General features: G+C 62.8%; 10 protein-coding genes and 1 pseudogene. 3 read left to right on the top strand and 8 right to left on the bottom strand.

Going from position 1 to position 19474, the window contains the following annotated elements; genetic code table 11:
• Positions 1 to 30 precede the first annotated feature (30 nt).
• The 6 genes and pseudogenes from EDC35_RS07625 to EDC35_RS07600 all read right to left on the bottom strand — a co-directional run.
• Complete coding sequence (locus tag EDC35_RS07625) at positions 31 to 1896, bottom strand: DUF294 nucleotidyltransferase-like domain-containing protein (protein ID WP_132976640.1); 1866 nt, start codon at positions 1894 to 1896, stop codon at positions 31 to 33.
• A gap of 153 nt (positions 1897 to 2049) precedes the next feature.
• Positions 2050 to 3723, bottom strand: a complete 1674-nt coding sequence (locus tag EDC35_RS07620) for a response regulator (protein ID WP_132976639.1) — start codon at positions 3721 to 3723, stop codon at positions 2050 to 2052.
• Entirely contained in the window at positions 3720 to 6425 is a 2706-nt protein-coding gene (locus EDC35_RS07615; protein WP_132976638.1) for an ATP-binding protein, read from the bottom strand. Before EDC35_RS07615 ends, EDC35_RS07620 begins: the two co-directional genes overlap by 4 nt.
• Positions 6426 to 6601: 176 nt before the next feature.
• A complete protein-coding gene (locus tag EDC35_RS07610; RefSeq protein ID WP_132976637.1) occupies positions 6602 to 8401 on the bottom strand; it encodes a sodium:solute symporter family protein in 1800 nt (599 codons plus the stop codon).
• A 14-nt stretch (positions 8402 to 8415) separates the two neighbouring features.
• Positions 8416 to 8712 (bottom strand): DUF4212 domain-containing protein, encoded by a 297-nt coding sequence (locus tag EDC35_RS07605; RefSeq protein ID WP_132976759.1) that lies wholly within the window; start codon positions 8710 to 8712, stop codon positions 8416 to 8418.
• A gap of 33 nt (positions 8713 to 8745) precedes the next feature.
• Positions 8746 to 9000, bottom strand: a pseudogene (locus EDC35_RS07600) (DUF4212 domain-containing protein); the annotation flags it as partial.
• 397 nt (positions 9001 to 9397) lie between these two features.
• Here EDC35_RS07600 and thrC point away from each other — a divergent pair.
• Together thrC and EDC35_RS07590 are read left to right on the top strand one after the other, a co-directional pair.
• Positions 9398 to 10789, top strand: a complete 1392-nt coding sequence (gene thrC / locus EDC35_RS07595) for a threonine synthase (protein ID WP_132976636.1) — start codon at positions 9398 to 9400, stop codon at positions 10787 to 10789.
• Positions 10786 to 12345 (top strand): alpha-isopropylmalate synthase regulatory domain-containing protein, encoded by a 1560-nt coding sequence (locus tag EDC35_RS07590; RefSeq protein WP_132976635.1) that lies wholly within the window; start codon positions 10786 to 10788, stop codon positions 12343 to 12345. Before thrC ends, EDC35_RS07590 begins: the two co-directional genes overlap by 4 nt.
• An 88-nt stretch (positions 12346 to 12433) precedes the next feature.
• Here EDC35_RS07590 and EDC35_RS07585 read toward each other — a convergent pair whose 3' ends face one another.
• Positions 12434 to 12916: an acyl-CoA thioesterase gene (locus EDC35_RS07585; RefSeq protein ID WP_132976634.1), complete on the bottom strand. Its 483-nt coding sequence runs from the start codon at positions 12914 to 12916 to the stop codon at positions 12434 to 12436.
• Positions 12917 to 13073: 157 nt separating this feature from the next.
• A complete protein-coding gene (locus tag EDC35_RS07580; RefSeq protein ID WP_132976633.1) occupies positions 13074 to 13673 on the bottom strand; it encodes a hypothetical protein in 600 nt (199 codons plus the stop codon).
• A gap of 300 nt (positions 13674 to 13973) precedes the next feature.
• On the opposite strand from EDC35_RS07580, the gene EDC35_RS07575 reads away from it, so the two are divergent.
• Positions 13974 to 19460, top strand: coding sequence for an alpha-2-macroglobulin family protein (locus EDC35_RS07575; RefSeq protein WP_132976632.1), 5487 nt, complete (start codon positions 13974 to 13976; stop codon positions 19458 to 19460).
• Positions 19461 to 19474: the final 14 nt, after the last annotated feature.

Below are 19474 nucleotides of genomic sequence, written 5' to 3'. Positions count from 1 at the left end.
GAGCGGCTCCCTGGCCTTGATGAACGGATATTAGGCGAAGCGACCCGCCTGATGGCGCTGTCCCAGGGATTCCTGCATGGTGTTGATCAGCAGAAAGGCCTCCTTGAGATGACCGCGCTCAAGCGGCGACAGATCTTCCGGCGAGAGAAAATTGTCCGCCCCGCGCCCGTTGCGCAACTGGCGCGCCTGATGGCGCATGCGCAGGGTGCCGATGAATTCGATGGCATCGATCAGGTTGGCCGAGCCCTCCCGGCTCAGCACCCCGCGCTCGGCGGCGACCTGCAAACGCTCGATGGTATTGGTCTCGGGGATACCGGCGGACAGCGCGTAGATCCGTGCCAGATCAATGATGGGGACCAGACCCCGGTGTTTGATGTCGAAAGTCTGGTCGTGGTCGCCGCCATGGATCAGCACGATATTGCGGAAAAAGCCCAATGGCGGGCGCGTCTTGAGCGCGTTCGCGGTCATGTAGGCGATGAAGATGCGATTGGTGCGGGAGCGTTCGAGGATGCGCTCCTGCAATTCCTCGAACAGGTTTTCGGGGTCGTGGACCGCACGCAGGTCGAAAAAGACGCTGGAGAGCATCAGCGCCATCGGTTCCGGCTTGACGATCCAGTTGGCGAAGTATTTGTGCCAGATGCGCAGCGGCTGACGCCATTTGGGATTGGACGCCATGACCTCGCCGGGGCAGTAGATGAAACCGCAGGCGGCAAGACCGTCGTTGACGAATTTGGCGAGCGCGGCGAAATAGGCGTCATCTTCGGGCTGGGCATGGTCAGCGATCAGCAGCGCATTGTCCTGATCCGAGTGTGACGACTGCTCGCGCCGCGCCTGCGAGCCGCCCGCCATCCAGGCATAGGGCACGGGCGGAGAGCCGAGATCGGCCTCCGCCATTTCGATCAGACGCAGGGTGATGGCGTCGGTGATGGCGCTGATCGCCTGTCCGACCGAGTTGGCGGTCGCGCCGCTGGCGATCAGATGCACCTGCAATTCGGTGATCTTGGCGCTGATCTGGATCAGCGTCTCGATGGAGTTGGTACGATGGATATCGCCGACCAGATAGATCGCATTGGCGCTCTGGTAGCGTGTCAGATCAGTGGACGAAATGAGCCCGGCCACCCGTTTGCCGTCGAGCACGGGCAGATGGTGGACGTTCAGCCGGGTCATGGCGATGAGCGCCTGGAAGCCCAGGGTCTCCAGGTCCACCGTGACCAGTTTTTCGGTCATGATCTCGCGCACCGGACGCTCGATCGACAGCCCGACGGCGACGCAGCGGTTGCGCAGATCGCGGTCGGTGATCATGCCGGCCAGATGCTCGCCTTCCATCAGCATGAGTGAGGAGACGTGATGCGCGGACATGATTTTGGCCGCCTCGCGGATGCTGGTCTCGGGCGTGGCCGTAATGGGCGCACGATTGACCATGTCCCGCACCCGCACCGTCATCAGGCCAGTCCCGGCGTTCGGCGTATCGACCATGACATCCAGCGCCTTGCGCAGCCGGTTCGAGACCGACTGCTCGAAGTGCTCGGCGAAGGCCGCGTGCTCTGCCCGCAGGATCGACAGATCCGCACAGGGCAGAATGTAGACGAGGGTGTCCTCGGCGGTCATGCCCCGGTAGCTGGCATCCTGTGGCGCATCGCCGCACTGCATGTCGTAGAGATCGCCTTCAGCCAGTTTGCTGACCAGCTCGCCCTGCGGATCACGCAATTCGACCGCACCCCGACGCAGGATATAGAGATAGGACTGATCGGCGTCCTCCGGCGGAAAGACGGTTCCGCGACGGAAATAACGTACCGACAGATGCTTCGGCAGACGCGCCAGCGTCTCCTCCGGGAGCTGATCGAAGGGCGGGCGGCTGGCCAGGAATTCCTGGATTTCGATCAGTTCGATGTCCATCGCGTAATACCCTGTTGGTTCATTTTGGATGGCGGCGGCAGTTCGATGCAGCGAGCAGGCTCACAGGCGGTCATGGTGGAGATCTTAATCTGAAAGCACGTCAAAACCGAGCGGAAACACAGCACGAGTTGAGGCGATACCGGGACTGCGTCATCAGGAGCGAACATCAGGCTGGACATGGTTTAGAACCTCGGCCAGCCTTTGCAGCCGGATGGGCTTGGTCGCGAAGTCGTTCATTCCCGCATCAAGACAGGCCCGCCGGTCCTCTTCGGTGGCATTGGCTGTCAGCGCGATGATCCGAGGCTGACAGGGGTCCGGCTGGATCTGGCGAATCTGACGGGTCGCGCCGATACCGTCCAGCCCCGGCATCTGCACGTCCATCAGGATGACATCATAGGTCTGTCTGCGCACGGCATCGACGGCTTCCTGGCCGTTGCCGGCAAGATCGGCGTGCAGACCGATTGCTTTGAGCATCTTGAGCATCAGCAGCTGGTTGGAGGGGTTATCCTCCGCGAGCAGGATACGGAGCGCAGGCAGCGGTTGCGCACCGGATGCCGCGACGCCCTGCGGTTCGATTTCCGGCAGACGTCTCTCACCCCGGACGGCCTCTCCTGTGCCCCCCTCCGATGCCGATTCATTTGCCGTCCCGGTCGGCGCCTGCTCGTCCTGGATGAAACAGACGCGCATGATGAGGGTGCAGCGAAAGCGGCTGCCGAGACCGGGAATGCCCGGACTTTCGACCTCGATGTCACCGTCCAGCAGACCGGCAAGCTGTTTACAGATCGCCAATCCCAGGCCGGTTCCGCCGAAACGCCGCGTGGTCGAGGCATCGACCTGACTGAATTTCGAGAAAATATGCGACTGACGATCAGACGGTATGCCGATCCCGGTATCCTCGACGGTCAGGGTCAGACGGTACCGCCCTGCATCGACCGGGATCGTCGCCGGATCGGGGATGACGGCAGCACCGGTGAACGACAGGCCGATCCGGCCCTGGTCGGTGAACTTGACGGCATTGCCGAGCAGGTTGATGACGATCTGCCGAAAACGATGGCTGTCGCCGAGAAAATAGCGGGGCAGCGTCGAATCCACCGTCACCTCCAGCCTGAGTCCTTTCTCCTCCAGCTTCAGCTTGAACAGACCAATGGCATCCCTGATGCATTCAGCAGGGGCGAAACGCGCGCAATCCAGCTCGAGCATGCCCGCTTCGATCTTGGAGTAATCGAGAATGTCATCGATGAGGTCGAGCATGACGCTGCCGCTCGTCTCGATGATCTGCACATACTCGCGCTGAGTCGCATCGAGCGGCGTCTTTGCCAGCAGCTCGCTGATGCCGATGATCGAATTGAGCGGGGTGCGGATTTCGTGGCTCATATTGGCCAGGAACTCGCTTTTGGCGCAGTTGGCCACCTCCGCTTCGAGCTTGGCCCGTGCCAGTTCCGATTCGATCCTTAACAGGCGCAACTGGGTATCGACACGCGCGGACAGCTCGAACGGATCGAAGGGTTTGTTGATGAAATCCACGGCGCCAGCCGCCAGGGCGCGAACCTTGCTGTCAACGTCTGTTCTGGCGCTCAGCATGATGACGCGGGATTTCGCCATCTGCGGATTCGACTGGAGGATGTCCAGCACCTCGAATCCGTCGAGTCCGGGCATCATGATGTCCAGGAGCACGACATCGATGTCGTGATCGGACTCCAGGATGACGAGGGCATCGGTTCCGTCCGAGGCTTCGAGGATGTCGTATTGCTCCCTGAAGCGGGTGCAAATGAATTGGCGGACGCTGTTTTCGTCATCGACGACCAGCAGTTTCGGACGCTTGCTCATACCCGATGCCCGCGAAAACTTTCGATCAGTTCAACCATCTGTTCGCGACGGAAAGGCTTGGTGACGAAACCGTCGGCTCCCGACTCCCGCGCCCGCTCTTCGTCGATCTTCTGGGTCGCGGCGGTGAAGATGATGATCGGCATCTCTCTGGTGTGGCTGTTGCGCTTGAGCGTGCGACAGATATCGTAGCCGGAAATGCCGGGTATCCAGGCATCCAGCAGCACCAGGTGCGGTTTGCGGTTGATCGCCTCCCTGATCGCCAGGGCGCTGGTCTGGGCGCTGAACACCGTGTAATCGTCTTCGAGCAGTGCGCGCGTGAAGGTGATGACATCCGCCTCGTCGTCCACCACCAGGATGGACAGACGCTCATCAGGGGCGATGTCGATCGGGGTGGCATCAGGCCGTTCGAAATGGATGACCTTGAAGGTCTGGATGGCCGGCGGTGCGTCGTCGCTTCGTTCTGCCACTGGCGCCGCACTGCCGTCATGGTCATGCGCAATGGGCAGTTGGAGATGGAAGGTGCTGCCTTTGCCGTATTCGCTCTCGACCCAGATCCTGCCATCGTGCGCCTGGACGATGCCCTGGACGATGGAAAGCCCGAGCCCGGTGCCGCCAGCGAGGAATTCATTCTTGCCGGTGCGATGTTTGGTGATATCACCCAGGGTCGAAAAGCGTTTGAACAGCTTGCCGAGATCCTCCGGCTTGATCCCGATGCCGGTATCGCTGACCTCGATGTGAACCCGGTCGGATTCGGCATAGGCCCGAATACGGATGTGCCCCTGATCGGGGGTGTATTTGATGGCATTTCCCAGCAGGTTGATGATGACCTGCGAGAGTCGGTCGGGATCGCCGCTGACGGGGGGCAGATCCTCTGCGATCTCCAGGGCGAGATGGTGTCCGCGACTCTCCAGATAGGGCACCTGTTCTTCGGCGATCTGGGTAATGATGGTCGCCAGCGAAACCGGCACCCGCTCCAACACCAGCCTGTTCTCTTCGATCCGCGAGATGTCCAGCAATTCAGTGACGATGCGGGCGAGGCGTGTCGCGTTGCGCGACACGGTGTCGAGCATCGTCCGCTGCGCCTCCGAGATGTCGCCGCCCCGGCCTTCGCGGATCAGATCGACGTAGCCCTGGATCGCGATCAATGGCGTGCGCAATTCATGCGACGCCATTGAGATGAACTTGGATTTGAGCTGGTCGAGCTGTAGCAGCTCCCGATTGGCGCTTTCGATCTCGTCGATCTTGGTTTGTAGATCCTCCGCCATCTGATTGAAGGTCAGTGCGAGGTCTTCGATTTCGTCGCCGGAGGTGACCAGGATGCGGTGTTTCAGTTCGCCGGCGCCGACGCGACGCGAGCCTTCGGCGAGGGCCTGGATGGGTTTTGAGATGCTGCGCGCGAAGACCAGGGCGACGGGCGCCAGGGTCAGCATGATGGCCAGCAGCAGCCAGAGAAAGGTTTGTACCAGCGAGTCCGCACGTTCGTTGAGGGTGGCGTCGGTGAGTGCGCGGCTCTGTTCGATCTTCTGATTGGTCAGCAGCGCCGGGGCGATGATCTCCTGCACGGGGACGACGAGACCGACGCTCCAGCCAGTGACCGGAATCGGGTGATAGGCAAAGAAATATTCCTTTCCATCTTTGGGGTCGGTGTAGGTGTTCAGCCCGCTCTCGCCCTGCCGCATCGCCGCGATGATCGTTTGAAAGGCCGGATCGCGAATTGCCGTGAGCGAGTGTTTGAATGCCTCGTTCTCTTTGAACTGGCCCTCGAAGCTGCCCTGGAACGCGAGAAAATCCGCCGCCCGTTCGGGAAAGGCGATGGCCTGACCGCGCTCGGACATCAGGAAGGCGAATCCGGTCTGTTCCAGTTTCAGATTGAGGATGCCCTTGACGATACGGTCGAGCGTGATGTCGATTCCGGTCACGGCAACCAGATCATCTCCCCGATAGACCGGGGCGATACTCGACACCATCCAGCCCAGCCCTGCCGGATCCCAGTAGAGTTCGGTCCATTTGGGCTTGCGTTCCGGATTGTGCGCCGCATCGGCCAGATAATAGAAATCGAAGGCCGTGACGTCGGGCAGATTGGCAAACTGCTCGGTCGCATCGGTCCATTTGAATTCGCCGTTGACGAACGGCATCCCGCGCGAGAGCTGATTCGCCGTATTGATATAGGTCTGCACGGCATAGGGATTGGTTGCCGCGATGCTGCGGAACAGGATATCCATGTACTCGGTGAGATGGATTTCCTTCAGGATGCCGGGACTGACCTGACCGCTGGCATCCACCCCTTTGCCGAAGACACCGAGCCAGGAATTCCCGTTCGGCTGACGGCTGCCGAACATGCGATGTTGCGGTGCGGGTTCATAGAGACTCGGCGAGGCGTAACGCTTGAGCGTCTCCCCGTGATTGAAGAGATAGCTGGCAAAATCGGCGAGCTTGAGGGTATCACCCTGAACCTTCTGCAGGATGTCGTCGATGTCTCCAGCATAGCGCTCGGTCATGTTGGTCAGGCGCGTTTTGAGTTCCGCCGAGAGGGCGGCGCTGCTGTCCGACATGGCGAGATCGGCGACATCGCGATTGGCCTGGGAGGCGATCTGGCGTATGCCGGTCGTGCTCTGATAACCGACCCATCCCAGAATCAGGAGGGGGGCGAAGGCGGTGACGATCAAGACGATGAGGAGTTTGCTGGTGATCCGGATTTTCATCTTGAGTGACCCTGCATCTTCCGCCTTTCAGGCGTTTGCCTATGCTGACATGTCCGGCCGATTCTGCCTATTGCTCCAGTCTGGGTAAAAGGGGATGTCCGCGTCAGGCAGAGGGGAAAATGAAAAAGCCCCGCATAAGCGGGGCCAGCGAACGATCAGGGCTTACAGCAGCCGGATCAATGCCCGGTCGCAACCCCCGCACCACGCGGGATGCGCACATCCTCGACCAGATGCTGAATGTGCTCCGGAGGCGGTGCCGTGAGTTTGGACAGGACGATGGCGACGATGAAGTTACCCAGCGCGCCCACTGCACCGAAGGCTTCGGGCGTGATGCCGAAGAACCAGTTGGCGCCCATGCCCAGTTCGGGCATCAGGAACTCGGTACCCTTGATGAAGAAGATGCCCTTGTGCTGGAACACATACAGCAGGGTCAAGGTCACGCCGGTGATCATGCCGGCAATGGCCCCGATGTTGCCGGTGCGCTTCGAGAAGATGCCGAGCATGATCGCCGGGAAGATCGACGAGGCCGCCAGACCGAAGGCGATGGCGACCGTTCCCGCCGCGAAGCCCGGTGGATTCAGACCCAGATAACCGGCCAGCACGATGGCTGCGATCATGGCGAGTCGTCCGGCCATGAGCTCGTTCTTCTCCGAAATGGTCGGCATCATCACGCCTTTGAGCAGGTCATGCGAGATCGATGACGAGATGGCGAGCAGCAGACCGGCTGCGGTGGAGAGCGCGGCGGCGAGACCGCCGGCGACCACCAGCGCGATGACCCAGTTCGGCAGGGCGGCGATTTCCGGGTTGGCCAGCACCATGATGTCGTTGTTGACCGTCACCATTTCATTGCCTTTCCAGCCCAGATCCTCCGCCTTGGCGGCAAATTCCGGATTGGCGTCGTTGTAGTACTGAATGCGTCCGTCGCCGTTCTTGTCCTCGAACTTGAGCAGACCCGTGGTCTCCCAGCGCTTGAACCATTCCGGGCGTTCGTCATAGACCAGATTGCTGGCTTCCTCGCCGACCGGGCCGACCTGGATGGTGTTCATCAGGTTGAGACGGGCCATGGCGCCGACCGCCGGTGCCGTGGTGTAAAGGATGGCGATGAAGACCAGCGCCCAGCCGGCGGAATAACGCGCATCCCGGACCTTGGGCACGGTGAAGAAACGGATGATGACATGCGGCAGACCGGCGGTGCCGATCATCAGCGACAGGGTATAGACGAACATGTTGAGCGAGCTGCCCAGCACCTGGGTGGTGTATTCCTTGAAGCCGAGGTCAGTCACGACCTGGTCGAGCTTGCCGAGCAGGGAGAGACCGGCGTCATCGCCGATATAGGTACTGCCGAGACCGAGCTGCGGGATCGGATTACCGGTGAGGTTCAGGGAAATGAAGATCGCCGGGATGGTGTAGGCCAGGATCAGCACCACATACTGCACGATCTGGGTATAGGTGATGCCCTTCATGCCGCCCATGATGGCGTAGACGGCGACGATGCCCATGCCGATCAGGATGCCCATCTCGTAGCTGACACCCAGAAACCGCGAGAAGGCCACGCCGATACCCGTCATCTGACCGATGACGTAAGTGACCGAGGCGAGGATCAGACAGACCACGGCGACCACGCGCGCCGAGTTGGAGTAATAGCGGTCGCCGATGAATTCCGGCACCGTGAACTTGCCGAATTTGCGCAGATAAGGCGCGAGCAGCAGCGCGAGCAGCACATAGCCGCCGGTCCAGCCCATCAGAAAGACGGATGCGCCATAACCGCCAAAGGCAATCATGCCAGCCATGGAGATGAAGGATGCCGCTGACATCCAGTCAGCCGCCGTCGCCATGCCGTTGGCAACCGGGTGAACGCCGCCGCCAGCGACATAGAATTCACTGGTCGATTTGGCACGCGACCAGATGGCGATGCCGATATACATCGCGAAGGTCGTGCCGACGATGCTGTAAGTCCAGAGTTCGAGTGCTGTCATGGCTGGATGTCTCCTCAGTCTTCGCTAACGTCAAATTTTTGGTCGAGACGGTTCATCATCGCGGCATAGATGAAAATCAGCGCCACGAAGAGATAGAGCGAGCCTTGCTGGGCAAACCAGAAGCCGAGCGGATAACCGCCGAGCGAGATGGCGTTCAGCGGTTCCACCAGGATGATCCCGAAGCCATAGGAGACGATGAACCAGATGGTCAGAAGGATGGCCAGCAGACGCAGATTGGCCTTCCAGTATTCCGCACGCGGGTCTGTCGGGTGATCGCTTGCGTCATGCGCTGGCGGCGTCCCGGCAGTCATGGGGTGGGATGACGAGGCAAGCCCCGAGCCACCGTCCTCGCCGACATCAAATTCCTCGTCGAGCCGGTTCATCATCGCGGCATAGATGAAAATCAGCGCCACGAAGATATAGAGCGAACCCTGTTGGGCAAACCAGAATCCCAGCGGATAACCGCCGAGCGAGACGGCATTCAGCGGCTCCACCAGGAGGATGCCGAAGCCATAGGAAACGATGAACCAGACAGTCAGGAGTATTGCCAGCAGGCGTAGGTTCGCCCTCCAGTAATCCGCGCGTTTATCGGGAGTCATGCCATGTCACTCCATACAGATTTGCATGATCGGGAATGAATCTGGATGACGCAGAGACGACACTCCCCGCCGCTACTTTGAGCGGGAAGTGAAATTGCCACGGTGTCCTCCAGCATTTTATTTCTTCTGGTGCGTCCGCCTTCTTTGTTGTGATGTGGGCGGACTGAGGACATTCTCTCGGCGGATCACCATCCTGTCAACGACTGAAAAACGCATTCATCAATCAACAGAATTGAAAAACCGTCACAATGCCGACCTGTGACGTCATGCGTGAGTCAGGCTCAGGTAAGCCTGGTTGCCATTCCCCGCCGGGTTTCTTACTCTGGACCACTTGCAGCACGTCCGGACGGCAACAACCGTCACCCTCCGACTTTGATGACTTCGTACAGAGAACAGCATGCATTATCTGAGCACCCGGGGCGGCATCGCCCCCATCGGCTTTGCGGATGCGGTCATGATGGGGCTCGCCACCGATGGCGGTCTCCTGGTGCCGGCCGAGATTCCCCAACTCGACGCCGCGACCCTGCGCGCCTGGTCCGGTCTGTCGTTTCAGGATCTGGCGCTCGAAGTCCTGACGCCCTTCGTCGGCGACGAGATCCCGCGCGCCGATCTGCGCGCCCTGATTGACCGCTCCTATGCGACCTTCACCCATCCCGAGGTGACGCCGGTGATCAAGACCGGCGGCCAGCGGATCCTCGAACTCTTTCACGGCCCGACCGCCGCTTTCAAGGACGTGGCGCTCCAGTTGCTCGGGAATCTCTTCGCGTATCTCCTGGCGCGCGACGGCAGCCAACTCAACATTGTCGGCGCCACCTCGGGCGATACCGGCTCGGCGGCCATCTATGGCGTGCGCGGCAAGGAGCGGATCCAGATCTTCATCCTGCATCCCAAGGGCCGGGTCTCACCGATCCAGGAACGCCAGATGACCACGGTGCTGGACGCCAATGTCCACAACATCGCGGTACAGGGCACCTTCGACGACGCCCAGCGCGTGGTCAAATCGCTGTTCAATGACCTGCCCTTCAAGTCGGCCTACCGGCTCGGCGCGGTCAATTCGATCAACTGGGCGCGGATCCTGGCACAGACGGTCTATTACTTTTATGCCTGGGGTCGGGTCAGCGGCGGCGATCCCGCGCAGCCGGTCAGTTTCTCGGTACCGACCGGCAACTTCGGCGATGTCTTCGCCGGTTATCTCGCGCGGCGCATGGGTCTGCCGATCGAGCGGCTGGTGATCGCCACCAACCGCAACGACATCCTGACCCGCTTCGTGAAAACCGGCGTCTATGCCATCGAAGACAGGGTCCATCAGACCCTGAGTCCGGCGATGGACATCCAGCTTGCCTCCAATTTCGAGCGTTATCTCTATCATCTCCACGACGGCGACACGGCTCAGGTGCGCGCCCTGCTCGGCGATCTGCAGGATACCGGACGGCTGTCGGTCGATCCCGCCCGTCATGCGCAGGTTCAGGCCGATTTCAGCGCAGCCGCCGTGAGCGATCCCGAGACCCTGGACCAGATCCGCGCGACCTTCGCGTCCAGCGGCTACATTCTCTGTCCGCACACGGCGGTCGGGGTGCGGGCCGCGCAGGATCTGCCGGGCTGTGTCTGTCTGGCGACCGCCCATCCGGCCAAGTTCGGCGAGGCGGTGCGCGAGGCCATCGGACAGGAGGCACCGCCGCCCCCGTCGCTCCTGGGGCTGCTGGAGAAGGAATCGCGCTGCGTCGAACTCGATGCCACGCCCGAGGCCATCAAAGGCCATCTGCAATCCGTCCTGGAGGTGCCGACATGAGCGAATCCACTCGCTATCTTCCGATCATGGACACCACCCTGCGCGACGGCGAGCAGACTCAGGGCGTGTCGTTTTCGCCCGATGAAAAGGTCAATCTCGCCAAGGCGCTGCTGGAACTGGTGCGGGTTGACCGCATCGAAGTCGCCTCGGCGCGGGTCTCCAGCGGCGAGGCCGAGGCGCTGGCGCAGATCATCGACTGGGCGCGCGCCAGGGGATTGGCTGAACGGGTGGAGGTGCTGGGTTTTGTCGATGGCGGGCAGAGCGTGGACTGGATCGCCGATGCCGGCGGGCGGGTCATCAATCTGCTCGCCAAGGGCAGTGAAAAGCACTGTCGCGGCCAGCTCGGCAAGACGCTCGATGAGCATGTCGCCGATGTCCGCACCACCATCGCCCACGCCCGGACACGCGGGCTGGCGGTCAATCTCTATCTGGAGGACTGGTCGAACGGCTATCGCGACAACCCGGATTATGTCTTCGGACTGGTCGAGCGTCTGGCCGATGTGGGGATCGGTCATTTCATGCTGCCCGACACGCTCGGCGTCATGACCCCGGAGCGGGTCTTTGCCGCCGTCTCAGACATGGTCGGGCGTTTCCCTGAACTGAAATTCGACTTTCATCCGCACAATGATTACGGACTGGCGACCGCCAACGTGCTCGCCGCTGCGCAGGCTGGCGCGGCGGCGGTGCATTGCACGGTCAACTGTCTCGGCGAGCGCGCCGGCAATGCCTCGCTGGCCGAGGTTGCGGTCAATCTGCGCGATCAGCTCGGGTTCGAGGTCGGCATCGACGAGACCCATCTGGCGCGGATCAGCGAGCTGGTCGAATATTTCTCCGGCAAGCGCATCGCCGACAACGCGCCCATCGTCGGCGCGGATGTCTTCACCCAGACCGCCGGCATCCACGCCGATGGCGACAAAAAGGGCAGTCTCTATCACAGCCGGCTCTCGCCCGAACGCTTCGCCCGACGGCGCAAATACGCGCTCGGCAAGCTGGCCGGCAAGGCGTCGCTGGCGAAGAACCTGGAACGGCTCGATATCGATCTCTCGGAAGAGAATCAGCGCAAGGTGCTGAAGCGTATCGTCGAACTGGGCGACTCCAAAAAGACCATCACCACCGAGGACCTACCCTTCATCATCGCCGAGGTGCTGGAGAGCAAGGATTACAACCATGCCGAGCTGCTGGCCTGCTCCATCGCCTCGACGCTCGATCTGGAATCGACCGCCAGCATCCGGGTGCGCCTGGACGATGAGATCTATACCGCCGTCGGCAGCGGCAACGGCGGTTTCGACGCCTTTGTCAGCGCACTCGCCAAGCTCGCGAAAAAGCGCGGACTCGCCCTGCCGACCCTGATCGATTACGAGGTGCGCATCCCCAAAGGTGGACGAACCGACGCACTGACCGAGTGCAGCATTGCCTGGGAGACCGAAGCGGGCGAACTGCGCACCCGTGGCGTCCACGCCAACCAGGTCTTCGCGGCAGTTGGCGCCACGATGCGGATGCTCAATATCCTGATGCACCGGGCGCGTGCGGAGCAGAAGGCCGCTGCCGGGGCGTGAGTTGGCTGGATGCCAAATTTTAAGGGACAGGATTAACAGGATTTTTCATGATGGACAGGATTCTTCAAGCCATTGTTTTCAATCCTGTTCATCCTGCCTGAAATTTTCCAAGATAGGCTGACAACGCCGTGCGCAGTGGTGCTGGCAGGGCATCGGTGTCTGTCGTCTCTCTGTCGGGGCGTCGGTCGCCGCTGACAGCGCCTGCAAGCTGGTCAGGACTGACGAGCACATGCACGGTGCGCGCCGTCGCCGCCACCTGATCCCCGTCGTTGATGAAACGGTAGTCGATGGCGAAGGATCGCCGTCGGATCTCCGCAATCCCGACCAGCACGCGCACCGTGTCGCCGTGCCGCAGGGGCAGACGGTAATCGGCCTCGGCGTGGGCCAGCGGCAGGAGGATCTGTCCGTCCTGAATCAGCCGGTCCAGCGGGAAGCCGATCCCGGCCATGAATGACTCGCAGGCATCGTGGGCGTGGCGGAACAGATGGCCGAAAAAGAGCAGCCCGGCGGCATCCGTATCGTGAAGACGGATGATGAAGCGGTATTCAAAGGGTTTGATCTGAGCAGGCATGCTGAGTGATGAGCATGTTTTTGACAGGACTGTCAGGGTAAAAACAGGTCGTTGATCCTGTCTGAATGCAAATTCGCCCATCCTCTGAAGCAATGGACGGTGCAGCAGCCCGCACCGCCGCCCGAAGGCGAGGGTGCAGGTGACCTCGGGCGCAGTCTTACTTCGCGCGGATCCGCTTGGCCATGATGGCGCCACGGACGCTGATGAGGAAGAAGGCGCTGAGCACGAAACCCACAAGGGCCATCGTGACCACGATGGTCTGCGGCTTGTTCTGCGGATCGGCGATCCGGAAGATCTCGCCAACCTTGGTCAAAATGGTGGTGTCAGCCGGCACGGCCAGCAGATAGGCGCCAGCGGCCAGGAAGAGACCGAAGAAGAAGAGTTTGAAATCGAGCGAGAGCCCGACGGCAATCGCGGTCAGAACCAGCAGCGCGAGCAGCACCAGCGCATATTTCTGATCGCCCAGGGCGGAGGTGATGCCCAGCGTCTGGAACATCCAGAGGATCGCGATCAGCAGACCCCAGATGATGACCTGTTTGATCAGATACATGAGACGCGAATTACCATTCACATAGGCCTGTCCCCAGCCGGACATCAGCGAGATGACGGCAACAACCGGGACGAAGAATTCCCAATACTGGACCATGCCGCCCAAGCCATCGCGGGACAGCACCACGAGGACCGCAGCACCGGCATAGAGAATCACGAGCGGCAACAACGCAAGCAGAAATGAACTTTGTTTCGCAGAGTTGGACACGACGAACCCTCCTGTTAAGGGTGTGTTGTGGTGAATGGCCGATGGCCGAACCGCTCCACGCGACAGACCATCGATTTTTTTCAAGCCCTGCGATCTTAACCCTTACCTAAACTGCGTGTTAAGGGAAATGCATCGAACTGATCAAATGGTGTTCGATTTTCCAGGACCAAACCGGCCGCCCGTTCCGACGCTGGCGCCATCCATCCAATTTTGATCCGGGCGTCATCGCGGTGACTTTACCTGTGACGAACGAGGCACTAGAGTTGCCGCATCAGGATCACTGACCACAGGGTTATCGCCATGTCCGGTTTCAGGCCCGTCCCGCTGCTCGTTCTTCTGCCAATCCTGCTCATCCCCGGACTCACAGGTGCGGCACCCGCCGCTGACCGCACCCTCGCGGTCAACCCCGGCATGGATTATTTCGGCAGCGATTATCAGACCATCAAGGACATCGGCCTGGACGACTGCAAAGCGGCCTGTCGCGACGACCGCCGCTGTCAGGCATTCACCTTCAACGTCAAGGCCGGCTGGTGCTTTCTAAAAGAGAGTTTCAGCGAGCAGCGCCCCTTCGATGGCGCCATTTCGGGACACATCGTCGCTGGATCGATGACGCCCCCGGAGCTGGCGCCAACCCGGCAGGCCGATCTGAGCTTTCTGCCCCCGCGCGAACTGACCGAGGCGCGTCTGCTGACCGAGCGCATCGCTCGGGTACCGCCGCCGACCGCACGCCGCGCGGCGCTGATCGCCGAGGCGCGCGCCGCAACAGGCGCCAGCAACCCGCAGCGCGCCGCCGATCTCTATGCCAGTGCGCTGCGCCTGGATCCTGAAGACCGTTCACTCTGGCTGAATCTGGCCGGATCCGCGCTCGCGGCACGCCCGGACGACTGGCAGACCCAGCAGCGGTTCAAGCAGGACGCCAGTTCAGCCGCCATCAATGCCTATCTGCGTTCGAACAACGCCGACGAGCGCGCCGCCGCGCTTGAATTGCTGGGACGCACCTTCAGCCGCCGCGAAGTATGGCGACCGGCGATCCGCACCCTGCGCGCCGCGCTGGCGCTGGTCGAGTCCAGCGAGGTGCGCGCCACCTATGAGCAACTGGTCGCCGAGCATGGCTTTCGCGTCACCGGGCATGAGGTCGATTCGGACGCCGCCAGTCCGCGCATCTGTCTCCAGTTCAGCGATCCCCTGCCCCGCAATCGCGCCAATCTGACCGACTTCGTGCGGGTCGCCGACCGCACCGATCTGCCGATTGAAGCCGAAGCCCGGCAGATCTGTATCGATGGCGTCACACATGGCGAGCGTTATCGGGTGCTGGTGCGCGCCGGCTTGCCCTCGGCGGACGGCGAGACCCTGATCAAGGGCTCGGATCTGGACATCTATGTGCGCGACCGCTCGCCTGCGGTGCGTTTCCTGGGTCGCGCCTATGTGCTGCCCAAGGGCGGCGAGGCGGCGATTCCAGTGGTCTCGGTCAATACCGATCTGATCGACGCGACGGTCTACCGCATCGGGGACCGCGCGCTGATCCAGGCGATTGCGGACGGCACCTTCCGCAAACAGCTCGGTCAGTGGGATGCCGAACAGATCACCGACCGGCTCGGCGAATCGATCTGGAAGGGCTCGGTCGAGATCAAACCCGAGCTCAATCGCGACGTGACCACCGCGATTCCGGTCGGCGCGGTGATCGCGGATCTCAAGCCGGGCGCCTATGCCATGACCGCCAGGGCACGCAATGCCAAGAGCGATGAGGACACCCAGGCGACTCAGTGGTTCGTGGTCTCGGACCTGGGTCTGACGACCTTCGCCGGCAACGACGGTCTGCATGCGCTGGTACGCTCGCTGTCGAGCGCCGGGCCGGTCGGCAGGGTCGCAGTGCGGCTGATGGCGACCAATAACGAGATCCTCGGACGCGCGACCACCGACGCCAAAGGCTATGCCCGTTTCGATCCGGGTCTGCTGCGCGGGACCGGCGGCAATGCGCCGGCCCTGCTGGTGGCCGAAGGACCGGATGGCGACTATGCCTTTCTCGATCTCACCCAGACGCCCTTCGATCTCAGCGACCGGGGCGTCGATGGCCGTCCCTCGCCCAAGCCGCTCGATGTCTATCTGGTCAGCGAGCGCGGTGCCTACCGACCCGGCGAGACCGTGCATCTGACGGCGCTGATCCGCGACGCCAGGGCTGTCGCTGTGCCGAATCTGCCCATCACGCTGGTCGTCAAACGCCCCGATGGTGTGGAACATCTGCGTCAACTGACTCAGGATCAGGGAGCGGGCGGACATCAGGCCGATGTCACACTCAGCCGCACTGCCATGCGCGGCACCTGGCAGGCATCGATCTACAGCGATCCCAAAGGACCGTCGCTCGCCGATCTGTCCTTTCTGGTGGAAGACTTCGAACCGGAGCGACTGACCTTCGATCTCGCCAGCCGTCTCCCAAGCATCGATCCGGACGACCCGCCGGATATCGATCTGGACGCCCGCTTTCTCTATGGCGCGCCCGCCGCCGGGCTGGCGGTCGAGGGTGAGATCCAGTTGAAGCCAGCGACGGGCCTGTCCGCCTTCCCCGGTTATCGCTTCGGCTTAGAGAGCGAGTCGTTCGAGCCGGTCGGCGGCCCGCTCGCGGCAACCACGACCGATGACGCCGGCAAGGCGAAGGTAGCCCTGACGCTCCCGGAGCTGGCGCCCACCAGCAAGCTGCTGGAGGCCAGTCTTCAGGTGCAGGTGGTGGACGACAACGGGCGTCCGGTCGAGCGTTCGCTGACGCTGCCGGTGGCCTCGAAGCTGGCGCGCATCGGCGTCAAACCGCTGTTCGACGGCTCGGTGGAGGACGGTGGCAATGCCCGCTTCGAGGTCATCGCCATCGGCCCGGATGGGCAGCGCATCGTGCTCGATGGCGTGCGCTGGACACTCTCGCGTCTGACCACCAGTTTCCAGTGGTACGAATCGGACGGCAGTTGGGACTATGAACCCATCGTCTCCAGTCAGCGGGTCGCCGACGGCACCCTGGCGACCGGTGTGGCAGATGCAGGCCGGATCGAGTCCAGGGTGGGCTGGGGCGCCTATCGTCTGGTGCTGGAAGGTCCGGATGGCAGGGTGTTGCCGGCCGATCTGGACTTCGAGGCCGGCTGGTATGTCGCCCCGCAGGCGCAGGATACCCCGGACCTGCTCAAGGTCTCGCTGGATAAAGAGAAGTACCGGATCGGCGAGAAGGCCAAGGTGCGCATCGAACCGCGTTTCCCCGGTCTGGCGCTGGTCATGGTGATCGACGACCGGCTGATCGAGATGCGCGCTGTCGAGGTGCCCGAGTCCGGGGCGACCGTCGAGCTGCCGGTGACGGCGAACTGGGGTCCGGGCGCCTATGTCACGGCCACGCTCTACCGTCCAATGGATCTCGCCGCCAAACGCATGCCGGCACGCGCCATCGGTCTGACCTGGGCCGGAGTCGATCCGGCACAGCGTCGGCTCGATCTCAGGCTCGATCTGCCGCCCGCGTTGCAAGGCACCGTGAGCCCGCGTCAGACCATCGAGATCCCGGTCGCGGTCGGCAATCTCGCTGCCGGCCAGACCGCCTATGTCACGGTCGCGGCGGTCGATGTCGGAATCCTCAATCTCACCCGTTATCAGCCGCCCGCACCGGATGACTGGTATTTCGCCCAGCGCCAGCTCGGCATGGAGATCCGCGACCTCTACGGCCAGCTCATCGACCGCATGCAGGGCGTGCCAGGCGTGGTGCGCTCGGGCGGCGACGGCTCGCTGCTCAAGCTGGAGGGACCGCCGCCGACCGAGGAACTGGTCGCCTTCCATTCGGGCATCGTCAGGCTGGATGCTCAGGGGCGGGCGGTCGTCTCCTTCGACATCCCGGATTTCAACGGCACGGTGCGCGTCATGGCGATGGCCTGGACCGCCACCGGCGTCGGGCACGCGGTCAGCGATCTGCTGGTGCGTGACCCGGTCGTGGTCTCCGCCGCGCTGCCGCGTTTCCTCGCACCCGGCGACCGCTCGCGACTGCTGGTCAATCTGACGCATGTCGAGGGACCGGCGGGCGCGGTCGATCTCAGCGTCGCGACGGACGGCGGTCACACCCGTATCCCGGACGAGCGCGCCACGCAGTCGCTGACCCTGGCCGAAGGCGGACGCGCCCAGGTGACGGTGCCCATCGAGGCGCTTGGCGTCGGCGACGATCGTCTGACCATCAATCTGCGCGCCCCGGATGGACGCGATCTGCTCAAGACCCTGACCATTCCGGTGCGCTCCAATGCCCCGCCGACCTCGCGCACCCGGTTGTCGGAGCTGACGCCCGGCGTCGAACTGCATCTGGACGCGAGCCTGCTGTCTGACCGGGTGCCGGGCACCGGCTCGCTGCTGGTGTCAATCGGCGGTGCCAGTCGGCTGGATGTCGCGGGTCTGCTCATGGCGCTGGACCGCTATCCTTTTGGCTGCACCGAGCAACTGACCAGCCGCGCCCTGCCGCTGCTCTATCTGGACGAGGTCGCCCGTGCGGTCGGCCTCGACGGCGACGAAAAGGTGAAGGAGCGGGTGCAGACCGCCATCGGCGAGATCCTGACCAATCAGGGCAGCGACGGCAGTTTCGGACTCTGGGGCGGCGGCGGCAACGACGGCTGGCTGGACGCCTATGTCACCGATTTCCTGACCCGCGCCCGCGAGCAGGGCTATGCGGTGCCGGATGTCGCCTTCAATCTGGCGCTCGACAACCTGCGCAACCGTCTGAGCTATGCCGCCGACTTCAGCTCGGGCGGCGAGGACATCGCCTACGCGCTCTATGTGCTGGCCCGCAATGGACGCGCCGCCATCGGCGATCTGCGTTATTACGCCGACACCAGGCTCGACGCCTTCGCCACACCGCTGGCCAAGGCCCAGCTTGGCGCCGGGCTGGCGCTCTATGGCGACCGCCCGCGCGCCGACCGGGTCTTTGCTGAGGCGCAGAGGAATTTTGGCGCAACCGATGATGGCACCTGGCGCGCCGATTTCGGCTCCAGTCTGCGCGATGGCGCGGCGCTGCTGACCCTGGCTGCCGAGACCGGGAGCGAGGCGGTGGATCGCCGTGCGCTGGTCGCGCGTCTCGGCGAGCAATGGTCGGCCGCCGGCTATACCAGCACCCAGGACAACGCCTGGCTCCTGCTCGCCGCTCAGGCGCTGACCAAGGGCGCGGATCAGCCCGAGCTGGCCATCGACGGTCAGCCCATGCAGGGCGCGCTCTATCGCCGGCTGGCGGCAGAGACGCTCGCCGCGCAACCGCTGGCCGTCCAGAATCGCGGCCCGCAGACCCTGGATGCGCTGGTGACGGTGACGGGTGTGCCGCTGACACCGGAGCCGGCGGGCGGCAATGGCTATCGCATCGAACGCGCCTATTACGATCTCGACGGGCGGCGCGTCCAGCCCTCCGGCGTGGCGCAGGGCGAACGTCTGGTGGCCATCATCACGGTCACGGCAGATGCATCGCGACAGGCGCGGCTGATCGTCAATGACCCGCTCCCGGCCGGCTTCGAGATCGACAACCCGAACCTGATCAAGGCCGGCGACATCGCCGGTATCCAGTGGCTGGGTCTGGAAGAGCAGGCGGCGCACACCGAGTTCCGCGCCGACCGCTTCGTCGCCGCCATCGACCGCGAGTCGGGATCGCGCCAGCAATTCCAGCTCGCCTACCGGCTGCGCGCCGTCTCGCCGGGCGTCTTCGCCCACCCGGCGGCGACGGTGGAGGATATGTATCGACCCCAGCAGCGGGCCTGGACCGGGACGACGACGGTGGAGGTGCGCGAGCCGGGACGCTGAGGATGGAAGCCATC

Source organism: Thiobaca trueperi, from assembly GCF_004342175.1.
Taxonomy (GTDB): domain Bacteria; phylum Pseudomonadota; class Gammaproteobacteria; order Chromatiales; family Chromatiaceae; genus Thiobaca; species Thiobaca trueperi.
The sequence above is the reverse complement of the archived record's forward strand: the minus strand, read 5'-3'. Positions and strand labels throughout refer to the sequence as shown.